The organism is Pseudarthrobacter sp. 1G09, from assembly GCF_050038305.1.
Taxonomy (GTDB): domain Bacteria; phylum Actinomycetota; class Actinomycetes; order Actinomycetales; family Micrococcaceae; genus Arthrobacter; species Arthrobacter equi.
In genome coordinates, this window is sequence record NZ_CP188306.1 from 1,065,483 (window position 1) to 1,087,330 (window position 21,848).

At 65.2% G+C, this 21,848-nt stretch carries 18 protein-coding genes and 1 riboswitch; of the genes, 12 read left to right on the forward strand and 6 right to left on the reverse strand.

Annotation, left to right across the window (positions count from 1 at the left end; genetic code table 11):
* Positions 1–42: 42 nt before the first annotated feature.
* From mmsB to chvE, 3 genes are all read right to left on the reverse strand, one after another.
* Positions 43–1,323, reverse strand: coding sequence for a multiple monosaccharide ABC transporter permease (mmsB, locus tag ACP3TD_RS04985; RefSeq protein ID WP_426765821.1), 1,281 nt, complete (start codon positions 1,321–1,323; stop codon positions 43–45).
* A 4-nt stretch (positions 1,324–1,327) separates the two neighbouring features.
* Positions 1,328–2,857: a multiple monosaccharide ABC transporter ATP-binding protein gene (gene mmsA, locus ACP3TD_RS04990; RefSeq protein WP_426765822.1), complete on the reverse strand. Its 1,530-nt coding sequence runs from the start codon at positions 2,855–2,857 to the stop codon at positions 1,328–1,330.
* A 109-nt stretch (positions 2,858–2,966) separates the two neighbouring features.
* Positions 2,967–4,097, reverse strand: a complete 1,131-nt coding sequence (chvE, locus tag ACP3TD_RS04995; RefSeq protein ID WP_172829911.1) for a multiple monosaccharide ABC transporter substrate-binding protein — start codon at positions 4,095–4,097, stop codon at positions 2,967–2,969.
* 405 nt (positions 4,098–4,502) lie between these two features.
* On the opposite strand from chvE, the gene ACP3TD_RS05000 reads away from it, so the two are divergent.
* From ACP3TD_RS05000 to ACP3TD_RS05025, 6 genes are all read left to right on the forward strand, one after another.
* Entirely contained in the window at positions 4,503–5,219 is a 717-nt protein-coding gene (locus ACP3TD_RS05000) for an L-ribulose-5-phosphate 4-epimerase (protein ID WP_426765823.1), read from the forward strand.
* Positions 5,220–5,253: 34 nt separating this feature from the next.
* Positions 5,254–6,774: an L-arabinose isomerase gene (araA, locus tag ACP3TD_RS05005; RefSeq protein WP_426765824.1), complete on the forward strand. Its 1,521-nt coding sequence runs from the start codon at positions 5,254–5,256 to the stop codon at positions 6,772–6,774.
* A 39-nt stretch (positions 6,775–6,813) separates the two neighbouring features.
* Positions 6,814–7,842 (forward strand): LacI family DNA-binding transcriptional regulator, encoded by a 1,029-nt coding sequence (locus ACP3TD_RS05010; RefSeq protein WP_426765825.1) that lies wholly within the window; start codon positions 6,814–6,816, stop codon positions 7,840–7,842.
* Positions 7,843–7,933: 91 nt separating this feature from the next.
* A complete protein-coding gene (locus ACP3TD_RS05015) occupies positions 7,934–8,137 on the forward strand; it encodes a hypothetical protein (RefSeq protein ID WP_426765826.1) in 204 nt (67 codons plus the stop codon).
* A 92-nt stretch (positions 8,138–8,229) separates the two neighbouring features.
* Entirely contained in the window at positions 8,230–8,532 is a 303-nt protein-coding gene (locus ACP3TD_RS05020; RefSeq protein WP_056078542.1) for a DUF4193 domain-containing protein, read from the forward strand.
* A gap of 273 nt (positions 8,533–8,805) precedes the next feature.
* Positions 8,806–9,357: an AMIN-like domain-containing (lipo)protein gene (locus ACP3TD_RS05025; RefSeq protein ID WP_426765827.1), complete on the forward strand. Its 552-nt coding sequence runs from the start codon at positions 8,806–8,808 to the stop codon at positions 9,355–9,357.
* 82 nt (positions 9,358–9,439) lie between these two features.
* Here the strand turns inward: ACP3TD_RS05025 and ACP3TD_RS05030 are convergent, their stop codons facing one another.
* Positions 9,440–10,993: an APC family permease gene (locus tag ACP3TD_RS05030; protein WP_426765828.1), complete on the reverse strand. Its 1,554-nt coding sequence runs from the start codon at positions 10,991–10,993 to the stop codon at positions 9,440–9,442.
* Between the two features lie 222 nt (positions 10,994–11,215).
* Here ACP3TD_RS05030 and ACP3TD_RS05035 point away from each other — a divergent pair, with 222 nt between their 5' ends.
* Positions 11,216–11,695 (forward strand): Dps family protein, encoded by a 480-nt coding sequence (locus ACP3TD_RS05035; protein WP_015936097.1) that lies wholly within the window; start codon positions 11,216–11,218, stop codon positions 11,693–11,695.
* 111 nt (positions 11,696–11,806) lie between these two features.
* Here the strand turns inward: ACP3TD_RS05035 and ACP3TD_RS05040 are convergent, their stop codons facing one another.
* Entirely contained in the window at positions 11,807–13,366 is a 1,560-nt protein-coding gene (locus ACP3TD_RS05040) for an MFS transporter (RefSeq protein WP_426765829.1), read from the reverse strand.
* A gap of 85 nt (positions 13,367–13,451) precedes the next feature.
* Between ACP3TD_RS05040 and ACP3TD_RS05045 the strand changes: the two genes are divergently transcribed.
* The 4 genes from ACP3TD_RS05045 to ACP3TD_RS05060 all read left to right on the forward strand — a co-directional run bounded on the left by ACP3TD_RS05045 (position 13,452) and on the right by ACP3TD_RS05060 (position 19,852).
* Positions 13,452–13,988: a TetR/AcrR family transcriptional regulator gene (locus ACP3TD_RS05045; protein ID WP_426765830.1), complete on the forward strand. Its 537-nt coding sequence runs from the start codon at positions 13,452–13,454 to the stop codon at positions 13,986–13,988.
* 96 nt (positions 13,989–14,084) lie between these two features.
* Positions 14,085–14,181: riboswitch (glycine riboswitch) on the forward strand.
* Positions 14,182–14,369: 188 nt separating this feature from the next.
* Positions 14,370–17,216 carry an aminomethyl-transferring glycine dehydrogenase gene (gcvP, locus tag ACP3TD_RS05050; protein WP_426765831.1) on the forward strand — a complete coding sequence of 949 codons (2,847 nt, stop codon included), beginning with the start codon at positions 14,370–14,372 and terminating at the stop codon, positions 17,214–17,216.
* Positions 17,217–17,227: 11 nt separating this feature from the next.
* Complete coding sequence (gene gcvT, locus ACP3TD_RS05055; protein ID WP_426765832.1) at positions 17,228–18,388, forward strand: glycine cleavage system aminomethyltransferase GcvT; 1,161 nt, start codon at positions 17,228–17,230, stop codon at positions 18,386–18,388.
* 6 nt (positions 18,389–18,394) lie between these two features.
* Positions 18,395–19,852, forward strand: a complete 1,458-nt coding sequence (locus ACP3TD_RS05060; RefSeq protein ID WP_426765833.1) for an L-serine ammonia-lyase — start codon at positions 18,395–18,397, stop codon at positions 19,850–19,852.
* Positions 19,853–19,903: 51 nt separating this feature from the next.
* On the opposite strand, the gene ACP3TD_RS05065 is transcribed toward ACP3TD_RS05060, so the two are convergent.
* Positions 19,904–20,449, reverse strand: coding sequence for a TspO/MBR family protein (locus tag ACP3TD_RS05065; protein WP_426765834.1), 546 nt, complete (start codon positions 20,447–20,449; stop codon positions 19,904–19,906).
* Positions 20,450–20,666: 217 nt separating this feature from the next.
* Between ACP3TD_RS05065 and ACP3TD_RS05070 the strand changes: the two genes are divergently transcribed.
* A complete protein-coding gene (locus ACP3TD_RS05070; RefSeq protein ID WP_426765835.1) occupies positions 20,667–21,740 on the forward strand; it encodes a lipid II:glycine glycyltransferase FemX in 1,074 nt (357 codons plus the stop codon).
* Positions 21,741–21,848: the final 108 nt, after the last annotated feature.

Genomic DNA, 21,848 nt, shown 5'->3' on the forward strand with positions numbered 1-21,848 from the left:
AGATCAACGGGGGCCTTCGTTTCGTACAGGTTGCAGCGAGTGCTATTGGAGGCCTGCCTTCACGGTTTCATTTGAAACCGGCGCCGGCTTTCCCTCTGTGGGCGGCGGACTGGTCTTCAGTTTGAAGCGCTTTCCAATGCCGCCGCCGCCACCGCTGCGGTTCTTGTTGAAGATGTCGAACCCGACAGCGACAAGGAGCACCAGGCCCTTGATGAGCTGCTGGTAGTCGGTGCCAAGGCCCAGAATGGACATGCCGTTGTTCAGGACGCCCATGATCAGGCCACCGATCATTGCCCCGGCCACGGTTCCGATACCGCCGGTGACAGCCGCGCCGCCAATGAATGCCGCGGCGATGGAGTCGAGTTCGAAGCCTGTTCCGCCGGCCGGCTGTGCCGAGTTGAGGCGGGCAGTGAAGACGAGGCCGGCCAGTGCGGCAAGAACACCCATGTTCACGAAGAGGCGGAACGTGACGGCCTTGGTCTTGATGCCGGAGAGCTCAGCCGCGTGGAGGTTCCCGCCGATGGCGTAGGTGTGCCGCCCGAAGACGCTGTTGTTCATGAGGGCGGTGTAGGCGATCACCAGTGCGGCCAGGACCACCAGGACGATCGGCGTGCCCCGGTAGGACGCCAGCAGGAAGGTGATGATGAGCATGAGCACCGCAGTAAACGCGGTCTTGATGATGAACCAGACCAGGGGTTCGCTCTCGAGATCGAACTTCCGGCGGATCCTGCGCTCTTTGAAAGCCTGGATCAGCAGGGCAACAGTGGCACCGACACCCAGGATGACCGTGAGCCATTCGAGCACGGAGGTACCTCCGGAGATGTCCGGAAGGAAGCCTCCGCCGAGGGCCCGCAGCTCCGCGGGGAAGGGGGTGATCTGCTGGTTCCTCAGGGTGATGAGGGTCAGCCCCCGGAAGATCAGCATGCCCGCCAGCGTGACGATGAAGGCCGGAATCCCCACGTAGGCGATCCAGTAGCCCTGCCAGGCGCCCACCAGGGCGCCAACCAGGAGGCAGGCGGGGATGGCGGCCCACCATGGCCAGCCCCAGTGCACGATCATGACGCCTGCGACGGCACCGATGAACCCGGCCACCGAGCCGACGGAAAGGTCGATGTGTCCGGCGATGATCACCATCACCATGCCGATGGCAAGGATGAGGATGTAGCTGTTCTGGACCACCAGGTTGGTGACGTTCTGGGGTTGCAGAAGGATCCCGCCGGTGAGCCCCTGGAAGAGCAGGACGATCAGGATCAGGGCAACGAAAATGCCAACCTGGCGGAGGCGGCTTGTGAGGAATCCGAGCGATTCTCGTAGGGCGGACATTTCGCTATTCCTTCTCTTTGGTCATGTAGTGCATCAGGGTTTCCTGGGTCGCTTCTGCAATGGCAACTTCGCCGGTGATATGGCCGGCTGCGAGGGTATAGATGCGGTCGCAGATGCCCAGCAGTTCGGGAAGTTCTGAGGAAATCACAATGACTGCTTTTCCTTCGGCCGCGAGTTTGGCAATGATCGTGTAGATCTCGTACTTGGCGCCGACGTCGATCCCGCGGGTAGGTTCATCGAGGATGAGCACATCGGGGTCGGAGAACATCCATTTGCTCAGCACTACTTTCTGCTGGTTTCCACCGGACAGCTTGCCGGTGATGGCGGCCACGGAGGGAGCCTTGATGTTCATGCTCTTGCGGTAGCCGTTGGCCACCACGGTCTCCTGGTTCTTGTCCACGAAGCCGCGCTTGGCGAGCTTGCGCAGTGCAGCCAGGGAGATGTTCCGCTTGATGTCCTCGATGAGGTTCAGTCCGTAGTGCTTCCGGTCCTCGGTGGCGTACGCGATGCCGTGCCGGATGGCGTCAGACACCGTGGAGGTGTTGATTTCCTCGCCGTATTTGTAGACCTTGCCGGAGACGGTGGTTCCATAGGTCCGGCCGAAGACGCTCATGGCAAGTTCGGTGCGGCCGGCGCCCATGAGGCCCGCCAGCCCTACTACTTCACCCTTCCTGACGTGCAGGTTTGCGTTGCGGACCACCATGCGGCTGTGATCCTGCGGGTGGCGAACGGACCAGTCCTCGATCCTCAGGACCTCGTCGCCGATGTTGGGCTCGCGTTCCGGGTACAGGCTCTCCAGGTCACGGCCCACCATGCCGCGGATAATCCGCTCCTGGGTGATCTGGCCTTCATCAAGCCGCAGGGTTTCGATGGTCTTACCGTCCCGGATGATGGTGACGGCGTCAGCCACTTTCCGGATCTCGTTGAGTTTGTGGCTGATGATGATGCTGGTGACGCCTTGGCCCTTCAGGTGGAGGATCAAGTCCAGCAGATGGCCGGAGTCCTCGTCGTTAAGAGCGGCGGTGGGCTCGTCAAGGATCAGCAGCTTCACTTCCTTGGAAAGGGCCTTGGCGATTTCAACCAGTTGCTGCTTGCCAACGCTGATGTGCTGCACGGGGGTGACGGGATTTTCGTCCAGGCCCACACGGGCCAGCAGCCTTGCTGCCTCGAGGTTGGTCTTGCGCCAATCCACCCAGCCGTTGGTGGCCTGCTCGTTGCCCAGGTAGATGTTCTCGGCTATGGACAAAAACGGGCTCAAGGCCAGTTCCTGGTGGATGATGACAATTCCGCGCTTCTCGCTGTCCGAGATGCTGGAGAAGTTGCAGGGTTCGTTTTCGAAGAGGATCTCCCCGTCGAATGTGTTGTGAGGATAGACGCCGGACAACACTTTCATGAGCGTTGACTTCCCGGCTCCGTTTTCACCGCAGATGGCGTGGACCTCGCCACGGTTCACGTCCAGGGTGACGTCCTGCAGCGCTTTCACGCCCGGGAACGTCTTGGTGATTCCTCGCATTTGAAGAATGGGTGTGTTCATCGTCAATTCCCACTGACTGGTCGAAATGTTGGCCGTCCTGCTGCTGCAGAAGGCTGCGGGAGGAAGCTGTGGCCGGACCCCGGGTCCGGCCACAGCCTCCGGACGCTGACTACTTGACGTCGGAGTCCTTGTAGTAACCCGAGTCGATCAGTTCTTTCTTGTAGTTGTCCTTGGTGATGATGACGGACTTCAGCAGGAATGCAGGGACCACCTTGACCTTGTTGTCGTAGGTCTTGGTGTCGTTGGTTTCCGGCTCCTGGCCCTTCAGGACGGCGTCAACCATCTTGACGGCCTGGGCGCCGAGCTGCCGCGTGTCCTTGAAGATCGTGGAGTACTGCTCGCCGGCAACGATGGACTTAACGGAACCCTTTTCGGCGTCCTGGCCGGTGACTACGGGCAGGCTTCCCTTGGCGTAACCGCCGGTGCTGGTAAGGGCCGAGATGATGCCGATGGACAGGCCGTCATACGGGGACAAAACGCCGTTCAGCTTGGTACCGGAGCTGTACGCGGAGGTGATGATGTCCTCCATGCGCTTCTGGGCCACGGGTGCCTGCCAGCGGAGGATCGCTGCCTGCTCAAACTTGGTCTGTCCGCTGGGGACCTTCAGGGTGCCGGCATCCAGGTACGGCTTGAGGGTGTCCATGGCGCCGGTCCAGAAGAAGTTGGCGTTGTTGTCGTCGGGGCTGCCCGCGAAAAGCTCGATGTTGAAGGGGCCCTTGCCGTCCACCTTCTTGCCGCTGGCGTCGACAAGGCCCAGGCCGGTCAGCAGCGAGGTGGCCTGCTGGACACCGACGGTGTAGTTGTCGAACGTGGTGTAGTAGTCCACGTTGGGCGTGCCGTTGATAAGGCGGTCGTACGCGATGACCTTAACGTTCTGCTCCTTGGCCTTAGCCAGGACGTCGGTCAGGGTAGTGCCGTCAATGGCGGCAACGATCAGGGCCTTGGCGCCCTTGGTCAGCATGTTTTCGATCTGCGACACCTGGGTGGGGATGTCGTCATTGGCAAACTGGAGGTCCGTCTTGTAGCCGAGGTCCTTCAGGGACTTTTCGACGTTGGCGCCATCTGCAATCCAGCGTTCGGAGGTCTGCGTAGGCATCGAGATGCCGACCAGTGAATCACTGGGGTTGGCGGCAGCACCGCTGGATTCGCTGGTTCCGCCGCGGGAGCCGCAACCGGTGGCACCCACCGTCAGGGCGAGGACAAGGGCCACCGCGCCCATCAGTTTTTTGATTCTCACCATTATCTCCTTCCGCGGCAGCACTGCCACGAAGTGTTGTTGGATCAGGCAGCACCCGTGCTGCCGGTCCTGGCCACATTGTTGATGTGTCGGTTCAATATAAACCCATTTGTGAACGCTAACAAGACATCAATGAGGGAATTTCGAAAACCTTTCGGCTTCGTTGACTTCTCTCTTGTTAGCGTTCACACTTGCTGCAACACTTAGCACTACCCGACCCCCTACAGACCCCGGTAATGAGGCCCTGCCTCCCGGACGGAGGCACCACATGCCAGATTCGTTGTTCCCTTCCAGCTCCGGGCCCGGGCCCGGCCACCGTGATGACGGGACGCTCACCGGCATCCGGCGCACAACCCCGGGTACCACGCCGTCGGCCGCTGTGTCCGAGGCTCCCATGGAGGTGCCCGCGTGAGCGCCGCAGCAGAAATCCTGGAGACCATTGCCCGGGTCCGGCAGGAAGTGTGCGCGCTCCATGCCGAACTGACACGTTATGAACTGGTGGTGTGGACCGCCGGCAACGTCTCGGCCCGCGTGCCCGGAACGGACCTTATGGTCATCAAACCCTCCGGCGTCGCCTACCAGGACCTGACCCCGGAGCAGATGATCGTCACCGACCTGCATGGCACTCCCGTGCGGGGCACCAATGTCGGCGCCGGAGGCACCGTCGATTGGGGCAATCCGCCGTTGTCGCCCTCGTCGGACACGGCAGCGCACGCCTACGTATACCGGCACATGCCTGAAGTGGGCGGCGTGGTGCACACGCACTCCACTTACGCCACCGCCTGGGCTGCGCGGGGTGAGGCCATTCCCTGCGTGTTGACCATGATGGGTGACGAATTCGGCGGATCCATCCCGGTGGGACCTTTCGCCCTGATCGGTGACGACTCGATCGGCCACGGCATCGTGGAGACGCTGAAGAACTCCCATTCCCCGGCAGTCCTCATGCAGAACCACGGCCCGTTCACTATCGGCAAGGACGCCAAGTCCGCGGTGAAGGCTGCTGTGATGTGCGAGGAAGTGGCCCGCACGGTGCACATCGCCCGGCAGCTCGGTGACCCCCTGCCCATCGACCAGGGCCACATCGACTCCCTTTACGCCCGCTACCAGAACGTCTACGGCCAGTAACGCCTGTGGCCACCAAGAACTTCCAGGAGAACCCATGAGTACCGCAGCAAACACTTCCCTTGACGGCTACGAGGTCTGGTTCCTCACCGGCAGCCAGCACCTGTACGGGGAGGAAGTCCTCAAGCAGGTTGCCGCCCAGTCGCAGGAGATCGCCAACCAGCTCAACGCCAGTTCCACCGTCCCGGTAAAGATCGTCTGGAAGCCGGTCCTGACCGACTCGGACGCCATCCGCCGCACCGCCCTTGAAGCCAACTCGGATGATTCCGTCATCGGCGTCACCGCCTGGATGCACACGTTCAGCCCGGCCAAGATGTGGATCCAGGGCCTGGACCTGCTGCGCAAACCCCTGTTGCACCTGCACACGCAGGCCAACCGCGACCTGCCGTGGGCGGATATCGACTTTGATTTCATGAACCTGAACCAGGCCGCACACGGCGACCGCGAATTCGGCTACATCCAGTCCCGGCTGGGCATCGCCCGGAAGACCGTCGTGGGGCACGTCTCCAACCCCGAGGTGGCGCGGCAGGTGGGTTCGTGGCAGCGCGCCGCCGCGGGCTGGGCCGCCGTCCGGACCCTGAAGCTGACCCGCTTCGGCGACAACATGCGCAACGTTGCCGTCACCGAAGGCGACAAGACGGAAGCGGAGCTGCGTTTCGGCGTCGCGGTCAACACCTGGTCCGTCAACGAACTCGCGGACGCCGTGCACGGCGCTCCGGAGTCCGACGTCGACGCCCTGGTGGCCGAGTATGAGGACCTTTACGACGTGGTGCCGGAGCTCCGCGCGGGCGCGGCCCGGCACGACTCGCTGCGGTACGGCGCCCGGATCGAACTGGGCCTGCACAGCTTCCTCGAAGCCAACGGGTCGGCCGCGTTCACCACCTCCTTCGAGGACCTTGGCGCGCTGCGCCAGCTCCCGGGCCTGGCCGTGCAGCGGCTGATGGCTGCCGGCTATGGCTTCGGCGCCGAAGGCGACTGGAAAACCGCCATCCTGGTCCGCGCCGCGAAGGTGATGGGCGCGGGCCTGCCCGGTGGCGCGTCCCTGATGGAGGACTACACCTACCACCTGGAACGCGGCTCCGAGAAAATCCTGGGCGCCCACATGCTCGAGGTCTGCCCCTCGCTCACGGCGACCAAGCCGCGGCTGGAAGTCCACCCGCTGGGCATCGGCGGCAAGGAAGACCCCGTACGGCTGGTCTTCGACGCCGACGCCTCCCCGGGTGTCGTCGTCGCCCTGTCCGATATGCGGGACCGCTTCCGCCTGGTGGCCAACGCCGTTGACGTCGTCCCGCTCGACCAGCCACTGCCCAACCTCCCCGTGGCCCGCGCACTGTGGCAACCCAAGCCCGACTTTGCCACCTCCGCCGCCGCCTGGCTCACCGCCGGCGCCGCACACCACACGGTCCTGTCCACGCAGGTGGGCATGGACGTGTTCGAGGACTTCGCCGAGATCGCCAAGACCGAACTGCTCACCATCGACGAAAACACCACCATCCGCCAGTTCAAGAAGGACCTGAACTGGAACGCCGCTTACTACAAACTGGCCGGCGGGATCTGATCCGGTGGCACGGCTCAGGTGCCGGCCCCGCTGGCTGCCATGGACACGTACCCAGTGACGGACAGCAGGCCACGCCGGTTGCCCAGGCTCGAGGACGTGGCGGAACTGGCCGGGGTCTCGCACCAGACCGTGTCACGGGTGGTCAACAACCATCCGAGCGTCAGCCCGCGGACCCGGGGAAGGGTGGAAGCCGCGATTGCGACACTCGGCTACCGCCGCAACACCGCCGCCCGGAGCCTGGTCACCCGTCGTTCACAAACCATCGGTGTGCTGGGCAGTGAACTCTCGCAGTACGGCCCCGCCAACACCATGTTGGGGGTGGAGCGCGCTGCACGGGACGCAGGATATTTCGTCAGTGTGGCTGCCCTGCGGGAGGTCAGCCGGGACGCTATCCTGGACGCCGTCCGGCACTTCCTGGACCAGTCCGTTGAGGGAATCGTGGTGATTGTTCCGCACCTGGAGACGCTGGCCGCACTGGCAGAACTGCCCATCGGAGTGCCGGTGGTGGCCGTTGGGTCCAACGGAAATGACACCGTGGGCGGGGTCAAGGTGGACCAGCGCCGCGGGGCGGAACTGGCGGTGGAACACCTCATCCGGCAGGGGCACACCCGGATCGGACACATCGCGGGGCCGCAGGACTGGATTGACGCCGTGGCCCGCGCCGACGGCTGGCGGGCCGCCCTGGAAGCCGCGGGACTCGCCGTGGACCTGATTGTGGAGGGCGACTGGAGCGCGGGCAGCGGCTACGGAATTGGCCGGCAACTGGCGGCCAACCCCCGTGCCACGGCCCTCTTTGTGGGCAATGACCAGATGGCCCTCGGGGTCCTGCGGGCGCTGAACGAAGCAGGCATCAGGGTACCGCAGGACGTATCCGTGGTGGGCTTCGACGACCAGCCTGAGGCCGGCTACTTTTGTCCGCCCCTGACGGTAATCCGGCAAGACTTTGAAGAACTTGGCCGCCGGTGCATGGACATGATGCTCGCGGAGCTCGGCGGTACGCCGGGTCCCCGGACGCTGGTGGTGGAACCGGAACTTGTCCTGCGCAGCAGTACGGCGCCGCCCGGCTGAGGCAAGCCCCAGGCCCAGGGCAGTTCCGGATTTAACCAGGCAGAGACGCCGGGGAAACGCGCCCACAACATCCGACACCTATGTTTCAGGAATGACAGAGAGCATTCCCGGCAGGTTCCGCCAATGGGTTACCGCCGTCTTCGCCTTCACCTCCCCGGAACAGGCCGCTGACGCCATCTCCGAGGCATCCCGCTGGGGCTGGCTTCCTGCCCTGAGCGGTGTGGCAGTGGGCGCCGACCACGCCCGCGCACGGCACGATGAATCAGCTGCCGGCGCCGGCTCACCGGCCGGTTGAACACACTATTGCGCCTGTGACGGGGTCATGCCCTAAACTGCTGCACTGAGGTGCCTGAAATGGCGCTGTGCAGCAACGAAAGTGAACACGCTATGGCTACCGATTACGATGCTCCGCGCAAGCAGGAAGAAGAGTCTCCTGCCGACTCGCTTGAGGCCCTCCAGGCGTCCCGCGGCGGCAACGCGCAGACCGCCGTCATCGATCTCGAAGAGAACGACACCGCTGAAGGCATCGACCTGCCCGGCGCCGACCTTTCCAACGAGGAACTGACAGTTGTTGTGGTCCCGGAGCAGTCCGACGAATTCACGTGCTCCTCGTGCTTCCTGGTCCGCCACCGGTCCCAGGTGGCCCTCGAAAAGAACGGCCTCAAGTACTGCCGCGACTGCGAAGGCTGATCTTCCACCAGGTTTCAGCGCCGGCTGCCCCACGGGGGTGACCGGCGCTTTTTTGTACCCCGCGGGCAACCGTTATAGGCGGTAACGCGCAGGTGCAGGAATGGTGCCGAACGGGTTAAGGGGGCCGCCGAAACGGCCCCTGTTTTATGCGGCCTTAATGCGGCGGGCGGCAGGTTAACGGTTCCGCCCCGAAGCGGCCACAGGCCTCGTTTCATCGTTGCTGCAGTCCTAATCTGGAGCTATCCAATCGCTCCTTCCTTGGGTGGCACCACAATGAAAAAACTCTCCATCTGGTTCACGGCCATCCTTGTGGCCGTTGGACTGGGATTGCTGGTTCCGGGGCCCGCCTCGGCAACCTCCTCGTATTGCGGGCTCACCTGGGGCTCGCTGATGAAGGCGGACGGCTCCATGAGCGGCGCGCCCGTCACCAATGTCCGCACCGGACAGCACTATTGCTTCGACCGGCTGGTGGTTGACCTGGGCAGCGGCCCGGCTCCCGGCTACTCCGTCCGCTACGTTGGGCAAATCACACAGGACGGTTCCGGCAAACCGGTCGACGTCCGGGGCGGCGCCCGCCTGCAGGTGGTTGTCCGGGCACCGGCCTATGACGGGAACGGCGAAGCTACGTACAAGCCCGCCAACCAGCTAGAGCTCGCCAACGTCTCCGGTTACCAGACCTTCCGCCAGGTGGTCTGGGCAGGAAGCTTTGAGGGCCAGAGCACGCTCGGATTGGGCGTCCGCGCCCGTCTTCCGTTCCGTGTCTTCACGCTGGACGGGCCGGGCTCAGGCTCCCGGCTGGTGGTGGATGTGGCGCACTTCTGGTGACAGCCGCCGTCGTCAAAAAATAGAAAAGGTGCTGTCCCCGCGTTGGCGGGAACGGCACCTTTTCTGTTCTGTGCAGGAGCCCTTACTCCGGGACCACCAGGGCCGGGGTGTCTTTCCGCAGCGTTTCGCCACGGAAGAAACCTGGGCGTACCCGGGCCATGATCAGCATGAACACCGCGCCGAGCGCCAGGATGCCGACGCCGAGGATGAACACCAGTCCCACACCGAAGATTTCGGAGCCGCTGCCGAACTCGGGGGCCAGGCTGTCCACGGCGGTCTGGAAAAACACGACGAACAGGCCCACGCCGCCCAGCACCGGGCAGAGCAGCCGCAACACGAAATGGCGGACGCTGGTGAAGACGCTGTGCCGGAAGTACCAGGCGCAAGCGAGGGCCGTCAGGCCGTAGTAGAAGCAGATCATCAGGCCCAGGGCCAGGATGGTGTCATTGAGGACGTTCTCGCTGACCACATGCATCACGGCGTAGAACCCCGCGGACATGACGCCGGCAGCGATGGTGGCGAAGCCCGGCGTCGCGAACTTCCGGCTGACCCGGCTGAAGGGTTCAGGCAGGGCCCCGTAGTGGGCCATCGCCAGGAGGCTGCGGGACGGGGACATGAAGGTGGACTGCAGGGACGCGGCCGAGCTGGAAAGCACTGCCAGGGACATCAGGATGGCGAACGGGCCCATGATGGGGGAGGCCAGCGCGGTGAAGATGTTCTCGTGGTTCTCTGCGTTGTTCAGCCCGTTGCCGGTATCGCCGACGCCGGCGAACATCATGGTGGCGATGCTCACCAGCAGGTAGATGGCGAGGACAATGACGGCGGTCAGGGTGCCGGCCACGCCAGCCGTCTTCTTGCCGTTGGCGGTTTCCTCGTTCACCGTGAGGCAGACGTCCCAGCCCCAGTACACGAAGATGGACAGTGAAATTCCAGCGGCCACCTGGCCGAAGGTCTCAATCCTGGTGACGTCGAACCATTCCCAGCTGAAGGGGATGGCGGTTTCCGAGGTGGACCAGTTGGCGAAGGCCATGGCGACGAACAGGCCGAGCACCAGCAGCTGGAATCCCACCAGGCCGTACTGCACCACCTTGGTGGTGTGCAGGCCGCGGTAGCTGACCCAGACAGCGAGGGCGACGAACACCAGGCAGGTCAGGACGTTCAGGGCCTTGTTGTCCGCCAGGTCCGCGAGTTCCGGTGAGCCGGTGAGCTGGGACAGGAAGAGGTAGAAGAAGTCGACGGCCACGCCGGCGAGGTTGGACAGCACGATGATGTTGGCTGCCAGGAGCCCCCATCCGCCCATCCAGCCGACCCAGGGGCCGAACGCTTTGCTGACCCAGGTGAAAGTGGTGCCGCTGTCCGGTGAATCGGCATTGAGTTCCCGGTAGGCCAGCGAGACCAGGATCATGGGGATGAAACCGATCAGGAAAATCACGGGCAGCTGGAGTCCGGCTTCATTGACGGTGGGTCCCAGTGCGCTGGTCAGGGTGTAGGCGGGGGCGATCGTGGAAATTCCCAGGACGACGACGGCGAGGAGCCCCAGCTGCCCGCCCTTCAGTCCTTTGGCGGTAATGTCGCCGCTGCCGGGCAATTGCTGGCCCCGCGCGGTGGTGGGGCTGGTGCGGAGTGCTTCTGTCATGGCACCGCTTTCTGGAAGCTTATGACCGGGGTCACTATATGAATGGCGTTCATTTAGTATGGAGGTGTGACCGCCGTCGCGCAAGAGGAAATATGAATTACGTTCGTTTATGACTGTGCGGCAGGCTTAGTAAGCTCACTGAGAAATATCCGCCCTGGCCCATGCCGGGTGGCCCGGGCGCTGATAGTTTCGAAGTTACTGGACCAATCGAGGAGGACTCCCATGAAAGCTTCACCGACCCTGACCAACAACCTGCAGGCCGTACTCGCCGACCTGATCGAGCTGCATATCCAGGGCAAGCAGGCGCACTGGAACATTGTGGGAACCAACTTCCGGGACCTCCACCTGCAGCTGGATGAGATCGTTGACGCCGCCCGCCAGTTCGCCGATGACACCGCCGAACGCATGCGTGCCCTCCACGCGCTGCCTGATGGCCGCAGCTCCACCGTGTCCAAATCAACTGCCCTGGCGGAGTTTCCTGAGGGCCTGATCAGCACCAAGGACGCCATCGAGCGGATCGTTGCCGCCATGGAGGCTGCAGTGGGCACCATGCGCAAGGTCCATGACGAGGTGGATGAGGAAGATCCCACCAGCGCAGACCTGCTGCACGAATTCATTGCCAAGCTGGAGCAGTTCGCCTGGATGGTGAACGCCGAGACGCTCAAGCCGACCGCCAGCGTCACCGCCCCTGACGAAAAGTAGGAGTGGGCTGCCACCGCAGCACGGAAGAGGCGCCCGGTGCCGGAGGTTGAACTCCGGCGCCGGGCGCCTTTGCCATTAAGGCCCATGCGGTGCCGCGTGGGCCGGGTGCTGCTATGCGGCCTTGGGCACCTTGCGAAGTACGACGGCGGCGGAGACCGCCGCGGTTGCCATCAGGACGAGGCCAATCGCCGCCGTCACATGCACGCCGGAATCGAAGGCGGCAGCCGCGGACTGGCGGACGGCATCGGCCAGCGGGGCCGGAAGCGCGGCCGCGAGGTCCATGGCGCCTGCCAGTGTTTCGCCGGCGCTGTGGCGGGCCGCTTCCGTGGCGGTGCTGTCCACAGCTGCCGGGAGGTGCAGGTTGTGCTGGTAGGAGGCCGTGAGGATGGAGCCCAGTACGGCCGTCCCCAGCAGCGCACCCACCTCGTACCCGGTCTCCGAGATAGCGGCCGCGGCACCTGACTTGTGCGCCGGCGCCGCACCGAGGATGAGGTCGTTGGAGATGGTCTCAGCCGTCCCCACGCCCAGCGCCAGGATCAGCAACGCTGCGAGCAGCAGTGTGGGCCCGCCGTCGTGGTTCCCGAATGTCACCAAGCTGTATCCCGCGGCGCTGAACGCCAGGCCCGCGCCCACCACGAAGCCGGGGCGCACCTTCCGGACCAGGGGCACCACCACCAGTCCTGCCGCCACCGTGGCAATGAGGGCCGGGATCATGGCGACGCCCGCGGCAGACGGCGTCATTCCTTCAAGCAGCTGCAGGTGCTGGGCCAGGAAGAGGATGAAGCCGTTGAAGGAGAACAGGGCCAGGACGTTGGCGGTGATGGCCATACTGAACACCCGGTTGCGGAAGAGCGACATGTCCAGCAGGGGGTGCGGCAGCCGGAGCTGCCGCCGGACAAATACCACTGCCATGGCCAGGCCGAAGGCCATGGCGCCAAGGCCGGTGCCGGACAATCCTTCCGTGGCAACTTCCTTGATGCCGTATACCAGCGGCACCATCACCAGCAGGGACAGCGCGATGCTGGGAATATCCACCTTCCCCGGTTCCGGATTCTTCGATTCCGGAATCAGCACCGGACCCAGGGCGATCAGCGGCACCATGAGCGGGACGGCGACCAGGAAGACTGCGCCCCACCAGTAGTGCTCCACCAGCCAGCCGCCGAAGATCGGACCCAGGGCGGCCCCGCCTGAGAACCCGGCGGCCCAGATGGCCACCGCCAGCCGGCGACGGTTGGGCTCCGCAAAGATGTTGCGGATGAGAGAGAGGGTTGAGGGCATCAGCATGGCGCCGAAGAAGCCCAGGGCGGCGCGTCCCGCGATCAGCCATTCCGCCGTTGGCGCGAACGCAGTGGCGGCCGAGAGCGCCGCAAAGCCCAGGCTGCCCGTGATGAGCAGCCGCCGCCGGCCGATCCTGTCGCCAAGGCTGCCCATGCACACCAGCAGCCCCGCCAGGACCAGGGGGTAGGCGTCCACGATCCAGAGCAGCTGTACCCCGGAAGGGTTCAGGGACTGGGCGATCGCGGGCAGGGCGAAGGTCAGTGCCGTGTTGTCCACGGCCACCAGCAGTACGGGGAACATCAGCAGCGCAAGGGCCAGCCAGTCGCGCCACGGTGCCCGTGGGGCAGCAGGTCCCTGGAGCTGGGGTACAGCGCGGTGCGTCGAGGTGGTCATGGATTAACTATACCGTCCAGACGGTACAGTTTGGAAACGGGGTTGAGTTGAGCCTCCGGCACCCCGGAAGGGCATGATGGATGGCATGCCCCGAAAGCCAGTCGCCCGCGAAGCTGTCCTTGACGCCTTTGCCACCCTGTTGATTGAGGTGGGGGAGCGCGCCGCCACCCTGGACGCCGTAGCCCGGAAGGCCGGCGTCTCCAAGGGTGGGCTCCTCTACCACTTTCCAAACAAGGAAGCCCTGATCCAGGCGCTCCTGGACCAGCTGGACGCGCTCGCCGGAGAAGATGCCGATGCCATGGCCGCCGCACCGGAAGGCGCGGCAGCCTACTTCATCCGGTCCTCGGTGTGGGGAGACACTCCCTTGGACCGGGCCATCGTCGCCGCCACCAGGCTGGCGGAGGTGGCGCATGAAGAGACCCGCCGCCGTTTCGCTGCGATCCAGCGGCGGTGGCTCGACGAAATCGCCGCCGATGTAGGGCCGGCCCTGGCCAAGGCCGTGCTGTACATGGGGGACGGCCTTTACTTCAACGCCATGCTCTCGGTCGGCCCGGTTCCCGAAGGCGGCGCAGCCGCGGACGTTGACGAATTGCTGGCAGCACTGGAGCGGCTCCGGCGGTAGCAGGACATTTGCCCCGGGGGCCGTGGCGTAGGAGAATTAAGCGTCGTGGGAGTTGTCACCGGACGGCCCCGCGTACACATCCAACTGAATAGCCTTTGATCTGCGGCGGGAGAGTCCTGCCACAACGTCGGCAGGCGCCGTAGGAGCAAATCCTCCCCAGGAATCTCGCAGGCACCTGTACCGCCGCGGCGAGGCACCTCTGGAAAGCAGCAGGCCGTCCAGGCACCCCGTGATCGGGTGCCGGACCGTTGTGCTCACCGACGGTGCAAGCGGGTCCTGTCCATGCAGGGGCCGCGGAAACTCTCAGGTCCAATACAGAGCGGGGAGGGACCCGAATCGCTGTGGCGTACCCTGCGCCGCCTGAGTATCTGGAGTTCCCCCGTGACGGTTAGTTCAGCCTCCACCACTTTCGTCGACCGCCATATCGGCGCCCGGCGCCAGGACCACGTCGACACCATGCTCAAGGCTGTGGGCTACGACAGCGTTGACTCCCTGGTCGATACCGCCGTTCCCCAGGTCATCCGCCAGGAAACGGAATTGAAGCTGCAGGACGCCCTCAGCGAGGTTGAGGTCCTGACCGAGCTGCGCCGGTTGGCGGGAAAGAATAAAACCGCGGTGCAGCTGATCGGCCAGGGGTACTACGACACCATCACCCCCGCCGTGATCCGGCGCAACATCCTTGAGGCGCCGGCCTGGTACACCGCCTACACGCCGTACCAGCCAGAGATCTCGCAGGGCCGGCTGGAGGCGCTGCTGAACTTCCAGACCATGGTCCAGGACCTGGTGGGCCTGCCAATTGCCAACGCGTCCCTGCTGGACGAAGCGACGGCCGTGGCCGAGGCAGTCCTGCTGATGCGCCGCGCCAACAAGGCCAAGCCTGCCGCAGACGGCAAGACGGTGCTGGACATCGACGTGCTGCCGCAGACCATCGCCATCGTCAAGGGCCGTGCCGAAGCGCTCGGCTTCGAGGTGGAGGTTGCCGACCTCTCCAAGGGCCTGCCTGACGGTGACATCAACGGCATCGTGCTCCAGCAGCCCGGCGCCTCGGGCCGCGTCTTCAACCAGGCAGGTGCCATCGCCGAGGCCAAGGAGCGCGGTGCGCTGGTCACTGTTGCCGCTGACCTGCTGGCGCTGACGCTGATCACTCCTCCGGGGGAGCAGGGCGCGGACATCGCCGTCGGCTCCACCCAGCGTTTCGGTGTGCCGCTGTTCTTCGGCGGCCCGCACGCGGCCTACATGGCCGTCCGCAAAGGCCTGGAACGTTCACTGCCAGGGCGCTTGGTGGGTGTGTCCAAGGACGACGCCGGTGTTCCCGCCTACCGCCTGGCGCTGCAGACCCGCGAGCAGCACATCCGGCGCGAGAAGGCCACGTCCAACATCTGCACGGCGCAGGCCCTGCTGGCCATCGTCTCCTCCATGTACGCCGTCTACCACGGTCCCGACGGGCTGAAGGCGATCGCGGAAACAACCCACGGCCACGCCCGCACCCTGGCCGCCTCGCTGGCCGCTGCCGGCGTCGAGGTGCTGCACAAGAGCTTCTTCGACACCATCACCGTCCGCGTCCCGGGCCGCGCCGCGCCGATTGTTGCCGACGCGGAGGAGCGCGGGATCAACCTGCGCAGCGTTGACGCTGACACCGTGGGCATCTCCTTGGATGAAACCACGACGGCGGCCATCGTCGCCGAGGTTGCCGGCATCTTTGGCGCCACAGCAGATAAGGGTGAAGGCTTTGCGCTGGAGGCCGCCGTCGAGCGTTCTTCTGACTACCTGCAGCACCCGGTGTTCAATACGCACCGGTCCGAGACCCAGCTGCTGCGCTACATCCGGAAGCTGTCCGACCGGGACCTGGCGCTGGACCGCACCATGATCCCGCTGGGCTCGTGCACCATGAAGCTGAACGCCACCGCCGAGATGGAAGCCATCTCCTGGCCCGAGTTCGCCTCCATCCACCCCTTCGCCCCGGATTCCCAGACCGAAGGCTGGCGTGAACTGATCAGCGGCCTGGAAGCCGACCTGGCGGAAATCACCGGCTACGACCAGGTGTCCATCCAGCCCAACGCCGGCTCCCAGGGCGAACTCGCCGGGCTGCTGGCGATCCGGGGCTACCACCACTCCCGCGGCGACCAGCAGCGCAACGTCTGCCTGATCCCCGCTTCCGCGCACGGCACCAACGCCGCCTCCGCCGTCCTGGCCGGCATGAAGGTGGTCGTCGTGGCCACCGCGCCGGACGGCACCATCGACCACGCCGACCTGACAGCGAAGATCGAAACGCACAAAGACGTCCTGTCCTGCATCATGATCACCTACCCGTCCACCCACGGCGTCTACGACGGCGACGTCCGCGAAGTGTGCGACGCCATCCACGCCGCGGGCGGCCAGGTCTACATCGACGGAGCGAACCTCAACGCCCTGGTGGGCCTGGCGCAGCCGGGCAAGTTCGGCGGCGACGTCTCCCACCTGAACCTGCACAAGACCTTCTGCATCCCGCACGGCGGCGGCGGTCCCGGCGTCGGACCCGTGGCAGCCAAGGCCCACCTGGCACCGTTCATGCCCGGTGATGCCAACAAGGCCGCGCACGAGGCCGGACACGGAGTCGCGATCTCGGCCTCCCGTTTCGGTTCCGCCGGCGTGCTGCCGATCTCCTGGGCGTACGTGAAGCTCATGGGCGGTGCGGGCCTGACCGAGGCCACCAAGTCCGCGCTGCTGGCCGCCAATTATGTCGCTTCCCGGCTGAACGAGTTCTACCCGGTCCTCTACACCGGGGAAGGCGGCCTGGTGGCGCACGAATGCATCCTGGACCTGCGCGACCTGACCGCCAAGACCGGCGTGACCGCGGAGGACGTGGCCAAGCGCCTCATCGACTTCGGCTTCCACGCCCCTACCTTGTCCTTCCCGGTGGCGGGAACCTTGATGGTGGAGCCCACCGAGTCCGAGGACCTGGCCGAGATCGACCGGTTCATCGAGGCAATGATCGCTATCCGCAAGGAAATCGACCAGGTGGCCAACGGAGACTTTGCCGTTGCCGACTCACCGCTGCGCCACGCACCCCACACCGCGGCCGCCGTCGTGTCCTCCGACTGGGACCGCGCCTACCCGCGGGAGCAGGCCGCGTTCCCTACCCACCTCAAGCAGGACAAGTACTTCCCGCCGGTGGGCCGGATCGACGGCGCAGCCGGTGACCGGAACCTCATCTGCTCCTGCCCGCCGCTGTCCGAGTTCGAGAACTAAGGACCAGCACCGTGACCGAGAAATACACCGCGCTGTACGAAGAGCACAAGAAGCTCGGCGCCTCCTTCACCGACTTCGGTGGCTGGCAGATGCCGCTCAAGTACAGCTCCGAACTTGCCGAGCACCACGCTGTCCGCAAGGCCGCGGGCCTCTTCGACCTCTCCCACATGGGCGAAATCTGGGTCACCGGTCCGCAGGCCGGCGCCTTCCTGGACTACGCTCTGGTGGGCAAGATCTCCGCCATGGCCGTGGGCAAGGCCAAGTACTCGCTGATCTGCAATGAAGACGGCGGCATCATCGACGACCTCATTACGTACCGCCGTCCGTCCGTAGAAGGTTCGGCGCAAGGCGAGATGGACGTTTTCCTGGTGGTGCCGAACGCGGGCAACGCCGCAGTGGTGGCGGCAGCCCTGCAGGAACGGGCCGCCGGGTTCGACGTGCTGGTGGAGGACGCCTCGGCCTGGACATCGCTGATCGCAGTGCAGGGCCCCAAAACCCAGGACCTCTTGCTTCGCCTGGTCCCGGCCGCACAGCACTCCCTGGTGACGGAGCTGAAGTACTACGCCGCCGTGGAGGTTCCGTTCCTGGTGGGCGGGACCGGCAAGGAACTCCTGCTCGCGCGCACCGGGTATACCGGTGAGGACGGGTTCGAGATCTTCGTGGCCAACGATGACGCCCCGGCTCTGTGGCAGACGTTGATCGCTATTGCCGACGACGGGGAACTCATCCCCGCCGGCCTCGCCTCCCGCGACTCCCTCCGCCTCGAAGCGGGAATGCCGCTGTACGGCAACGAACTGTCGCTGCAGGGTGACCCGTTCGCGGCCGGCCTGGGCGCCGTCGTCGCGCTCTCCAAGGAAGGCGACTTCGTTGGCAAGGCCGCGCTGGCCTCCCTGAAGGACGCCGGCGCCGGCAGCACCTCCGGCCGCCGCCTCGTGGGACTCAAAGGCCGCGGCCGCCGCGCCGGCCGCGCGCACTACCCCGTCCTTAAGGACGGCGCCGCCGTTGGCGAAGTCACCTCCGGCCAGCCCTCACCCACCCTCGGCTATCCCATCGCGATGGCCTACGTCGACGTCGAACACGCCGCCCCCGGAACAGCCCTCGACGTCGACCTGCGCGGCAAGGCCGAACCGTTCGAAGTGGTCGAGCTGCCGTTCTACAAGCGCACCAAGTAGGACGTCATGGCTGTTGGTGTTTTTGATCTGTTTTCGATCGGTATTGGGCCGTCGAGCTCTCATACTGTGGGGCCGATGCGGGCTGCTGCGGTGTTTGCGGAGGAGTTGCTGGGTGCCGGGGTGTTGTCCCGGGTGGCTTCGTTGCGGGTGGATCTGTATGGGTCGTTGGCTGCGACGGGGCATGGGCACGGGACGATGACGGCGGTCCTGCTGGGTTTGGAGGGGTTCCACCCCGAAAGGATCCTGCCGGTTGAGGTGGAGGAGCGGTTGGCCGCGATCGCCGAGACCGGGACGCTGCACCTGGCCGGGGCCGGCGGCGGGGATGGCGTGAAGCTGCCGTATGGGGTGCAGGACATGGTGTTGCGGCCGTTGACGGTGTTGCCGCGGCACACGAACGGGATGACGTTCACCGTTTCGGACGATACCGGTGAGGAGCTCCACCGGGCCACGTTCTTCTCCGTGGGCGGCGGGTTCATTGTCCGTGAGGGTGAGGAGGACGCCGCGCAGCAGGAACTCGATGAGTCCAAGAAGGAGCTGCCGCTGCCGTTCCGGACCGCCGCGGAGCTCCTGAACCATTGCGCGGATACCGGGTTGGGGATCAGCGACGTGATGCTGGTCAACGAGAAGTCCTCCCGGACCGAGGAGGAGATCCGGGCGGGGCTGCTGCATATCTGGTCTGTGATGGAGGCGTGCGTGGCGACCTCGCTCAAGCGTGACGGGGTGTTGCCGGGCGGGTTGAAGGTCCGCCGCCGCGCCCCGGACTGGTTCGACCGGCTGAAGAAGGAATGCGCCCGCCCGGGCGTGGACAGCCAGGATCTGGACTTTACGGACCAGGATTTCCATGATCCCCGGTACTGGCAGGAGTGGGTGAACCTGGTGGCCCTGGCGGTGAACGAGGAGAACGCTTCCGGCGGGAGGGTGGTCACCGCCCCCACGAACGGGGCGGCCGGGATCATTCCCGCGGTCCTGTACTACGCGCTGCATTTCGCCCCGGGCATGGACCAGGCAACGCAGGAGGACCGCGACGGCGTGGTGGCCAGGTTCCTGCTCGCCGCCGGTGCCGTGGGGGTGCTCTACAAGGAACAGGCGTCCATTTCCGGTGCCGAGGTGGGCTGCCAGGGCGAGGTGGGGTCGGCGTCGTCGATGGCGGCGGCGGGCCTTGCTGAGGTGATGGGCGGCACCCCGGCGCAGGTGGAGAACGCCGCGGAAATCGCGATGGAACACAACCTGGGCCTGACGTGTGATCCGATCGGCGGGCTGGTGCAGGTTCCCTGTATCGAGCGGAACGCGATCGCCGCGGCGAAGGCCATCAACGCGGCGAAAATGGCGCTCTGGGGCGACGGCACCCACCGGGTCTCCCTCGACGAAGTCATCATCACCATGCGCGAAACCGGCAAGGACATGTCCTCCAAATACAAGGAAACCGCCATGGGCGGCCTCGCCGTCAACGTCGTCGAATGCTGACAACCAGCACCCGGTCCGTCATGGCCCGGGCCCGCTGCGGTTCGGCGGACGCTAATTGTTGATGGCCGCCCACACGTTCAGCGTTGAGGCGTACACCAGCCACGCCACGTAGGGCAGCAGCAGCAACCCCGCTGTGCGGCTGATGGGGCCGAAGTACAGGATGGTGACGACGACGGCGACGATCAGCGCCAGGATGATCACCAGGGCCAGCCACAGCGCCGGCGTTCCCAGCGTGGGGTAGAGCCCGAAAAACATCGGGGTCCAGGCGAGGTTCAGGACCAGTTGGACGGCGTAGGCAATCATGGCCGGACGCGTGCGCCCGGTGCGTTTGCGCCACACCAGCCACGCGGCCACGGCCATGGCCGTGTACAACAGGGTCCACACGGGGCCGAAGACAAAGTTCGGCGGCGTCCAGGGCGCCTTCTCGGCCGTGGCGTACCAGCCGTCGACGTTGCTGGTGGAAGCGAGTCCGCCAAGGCCCGCCACCAGGAATGACGCCACCAGGAAACCCGCCAGTGCGGCCACCTGGACCGCCGGCCGGTACGGACGGGACTTTCGCTCCGGCGGCAAGGTGGACTGTCCCGTGTCTGGCTCCATCCCACCACCCTTGCGAATGGCGGTGCGCGAGTCAAGGCAGGCTCGCGGAGGCGTCCCGGGCCTGCCGGACGGCCGTCTTCCAAAGCCCCGGGCCGGTCCCCGGGGCACGGCCCGTGCCGCCACAGGCTTTAGACTTGAGGCTGCATGTCCGCGCAGGAACGGCAACAGCAGCACCGAGAACAGCACCGAGCATCAACCCCGATTGGACACGGCCCCCTTGCCAGAATTCACCGCACGTTTTGCAACAGCCGAGGAAATTGAAAACTGGGACAAGCACGTCACGGCCAACCCCAACGGCGGCAACATGCTGCAGTCGGCGGCCTACGCGTCCGTGAAGAACGGCAGCGGCTGGAAGGTCCGCTTCCTGGTGCTGGATGGCGGCAGGACCGCCAGCTACAACCTGGTCCTCGAGAAGGCCGTCCCGCTGCTGGGACGGCTCTGGTACCTCATCAAGGGCCCGGACCTCGCCGACGCCGGCCACCTCAAAGCGGCGCTGGAGTCCTGCGCCGCCCTGGTGCGGGAGCGGAAGCTCAACGTGTTTACCATCAAGATCGAGCCGGACATCGTGGATTCCGATGCCGCCCGCGCCACACTGGCTGCGGCCGGCCTGGCCAAGGCCCCCAACATCCAGTCCAACGACTCCACGGCGCTGCTGGACATCTCGGGCACTGACGAGGAAGTCCTCAAGGCCATCTCCTCCCGCGCCCGCAACGCCGTCCGGCGTGCCGAACGGGAAGGCTGCGAGGTAGTGCGCCGGGAACCAGGGCCGGAAACCTACCGTGCCCTCTACGACCTCATGGCCGACACCGTAAAGGCCAAGGGATCCATGCCCTTGCGCAGTTACGGGTACTACGCGCAGTTCTGGGACGAATTCTGCAACCGTGGCCAGGGCAACTTCTTCTTCACCTACGAAGACGGAAAGCCCAGCGTCGGCGCGTTCGTTATCAACTACGGCGCCAAGGCAACGTACAAGGACGGCGGCTCCACCCAAAACCGCAAACAGTACGGCGACTCCCACCTGGTCCAGTGGTCCGCCATCCGGAGGATGCAGGAACTGGGCTGCACCGAATACGACTTCTGCGGCACGCCACCCGCATCCCGGATCAAGGACAAGAGCCATAACCTGTACGGCATGGGGATGTTCAAGACCAGCTTCACCAAGACCGTCACGGACTTTGTGGGGTGCCACGATTACGTTCTTTCACCCCTTCGGCACCGGTTGTGGGTCAAGGGCGGTGAGCGGGTGTTCCGCCGCATTGAAACGGCGCGCACCGGCCAGCAGTTCTACTGACCACGCCCCGCCGGTCCGCTGCCCGGTAACCCCACGGCACGGAAGACGACGCTCCCGCCCCAGCACCTGCCAGGCAGGCCCGCGACAAGTTCCAGAGAAGGTAATCCC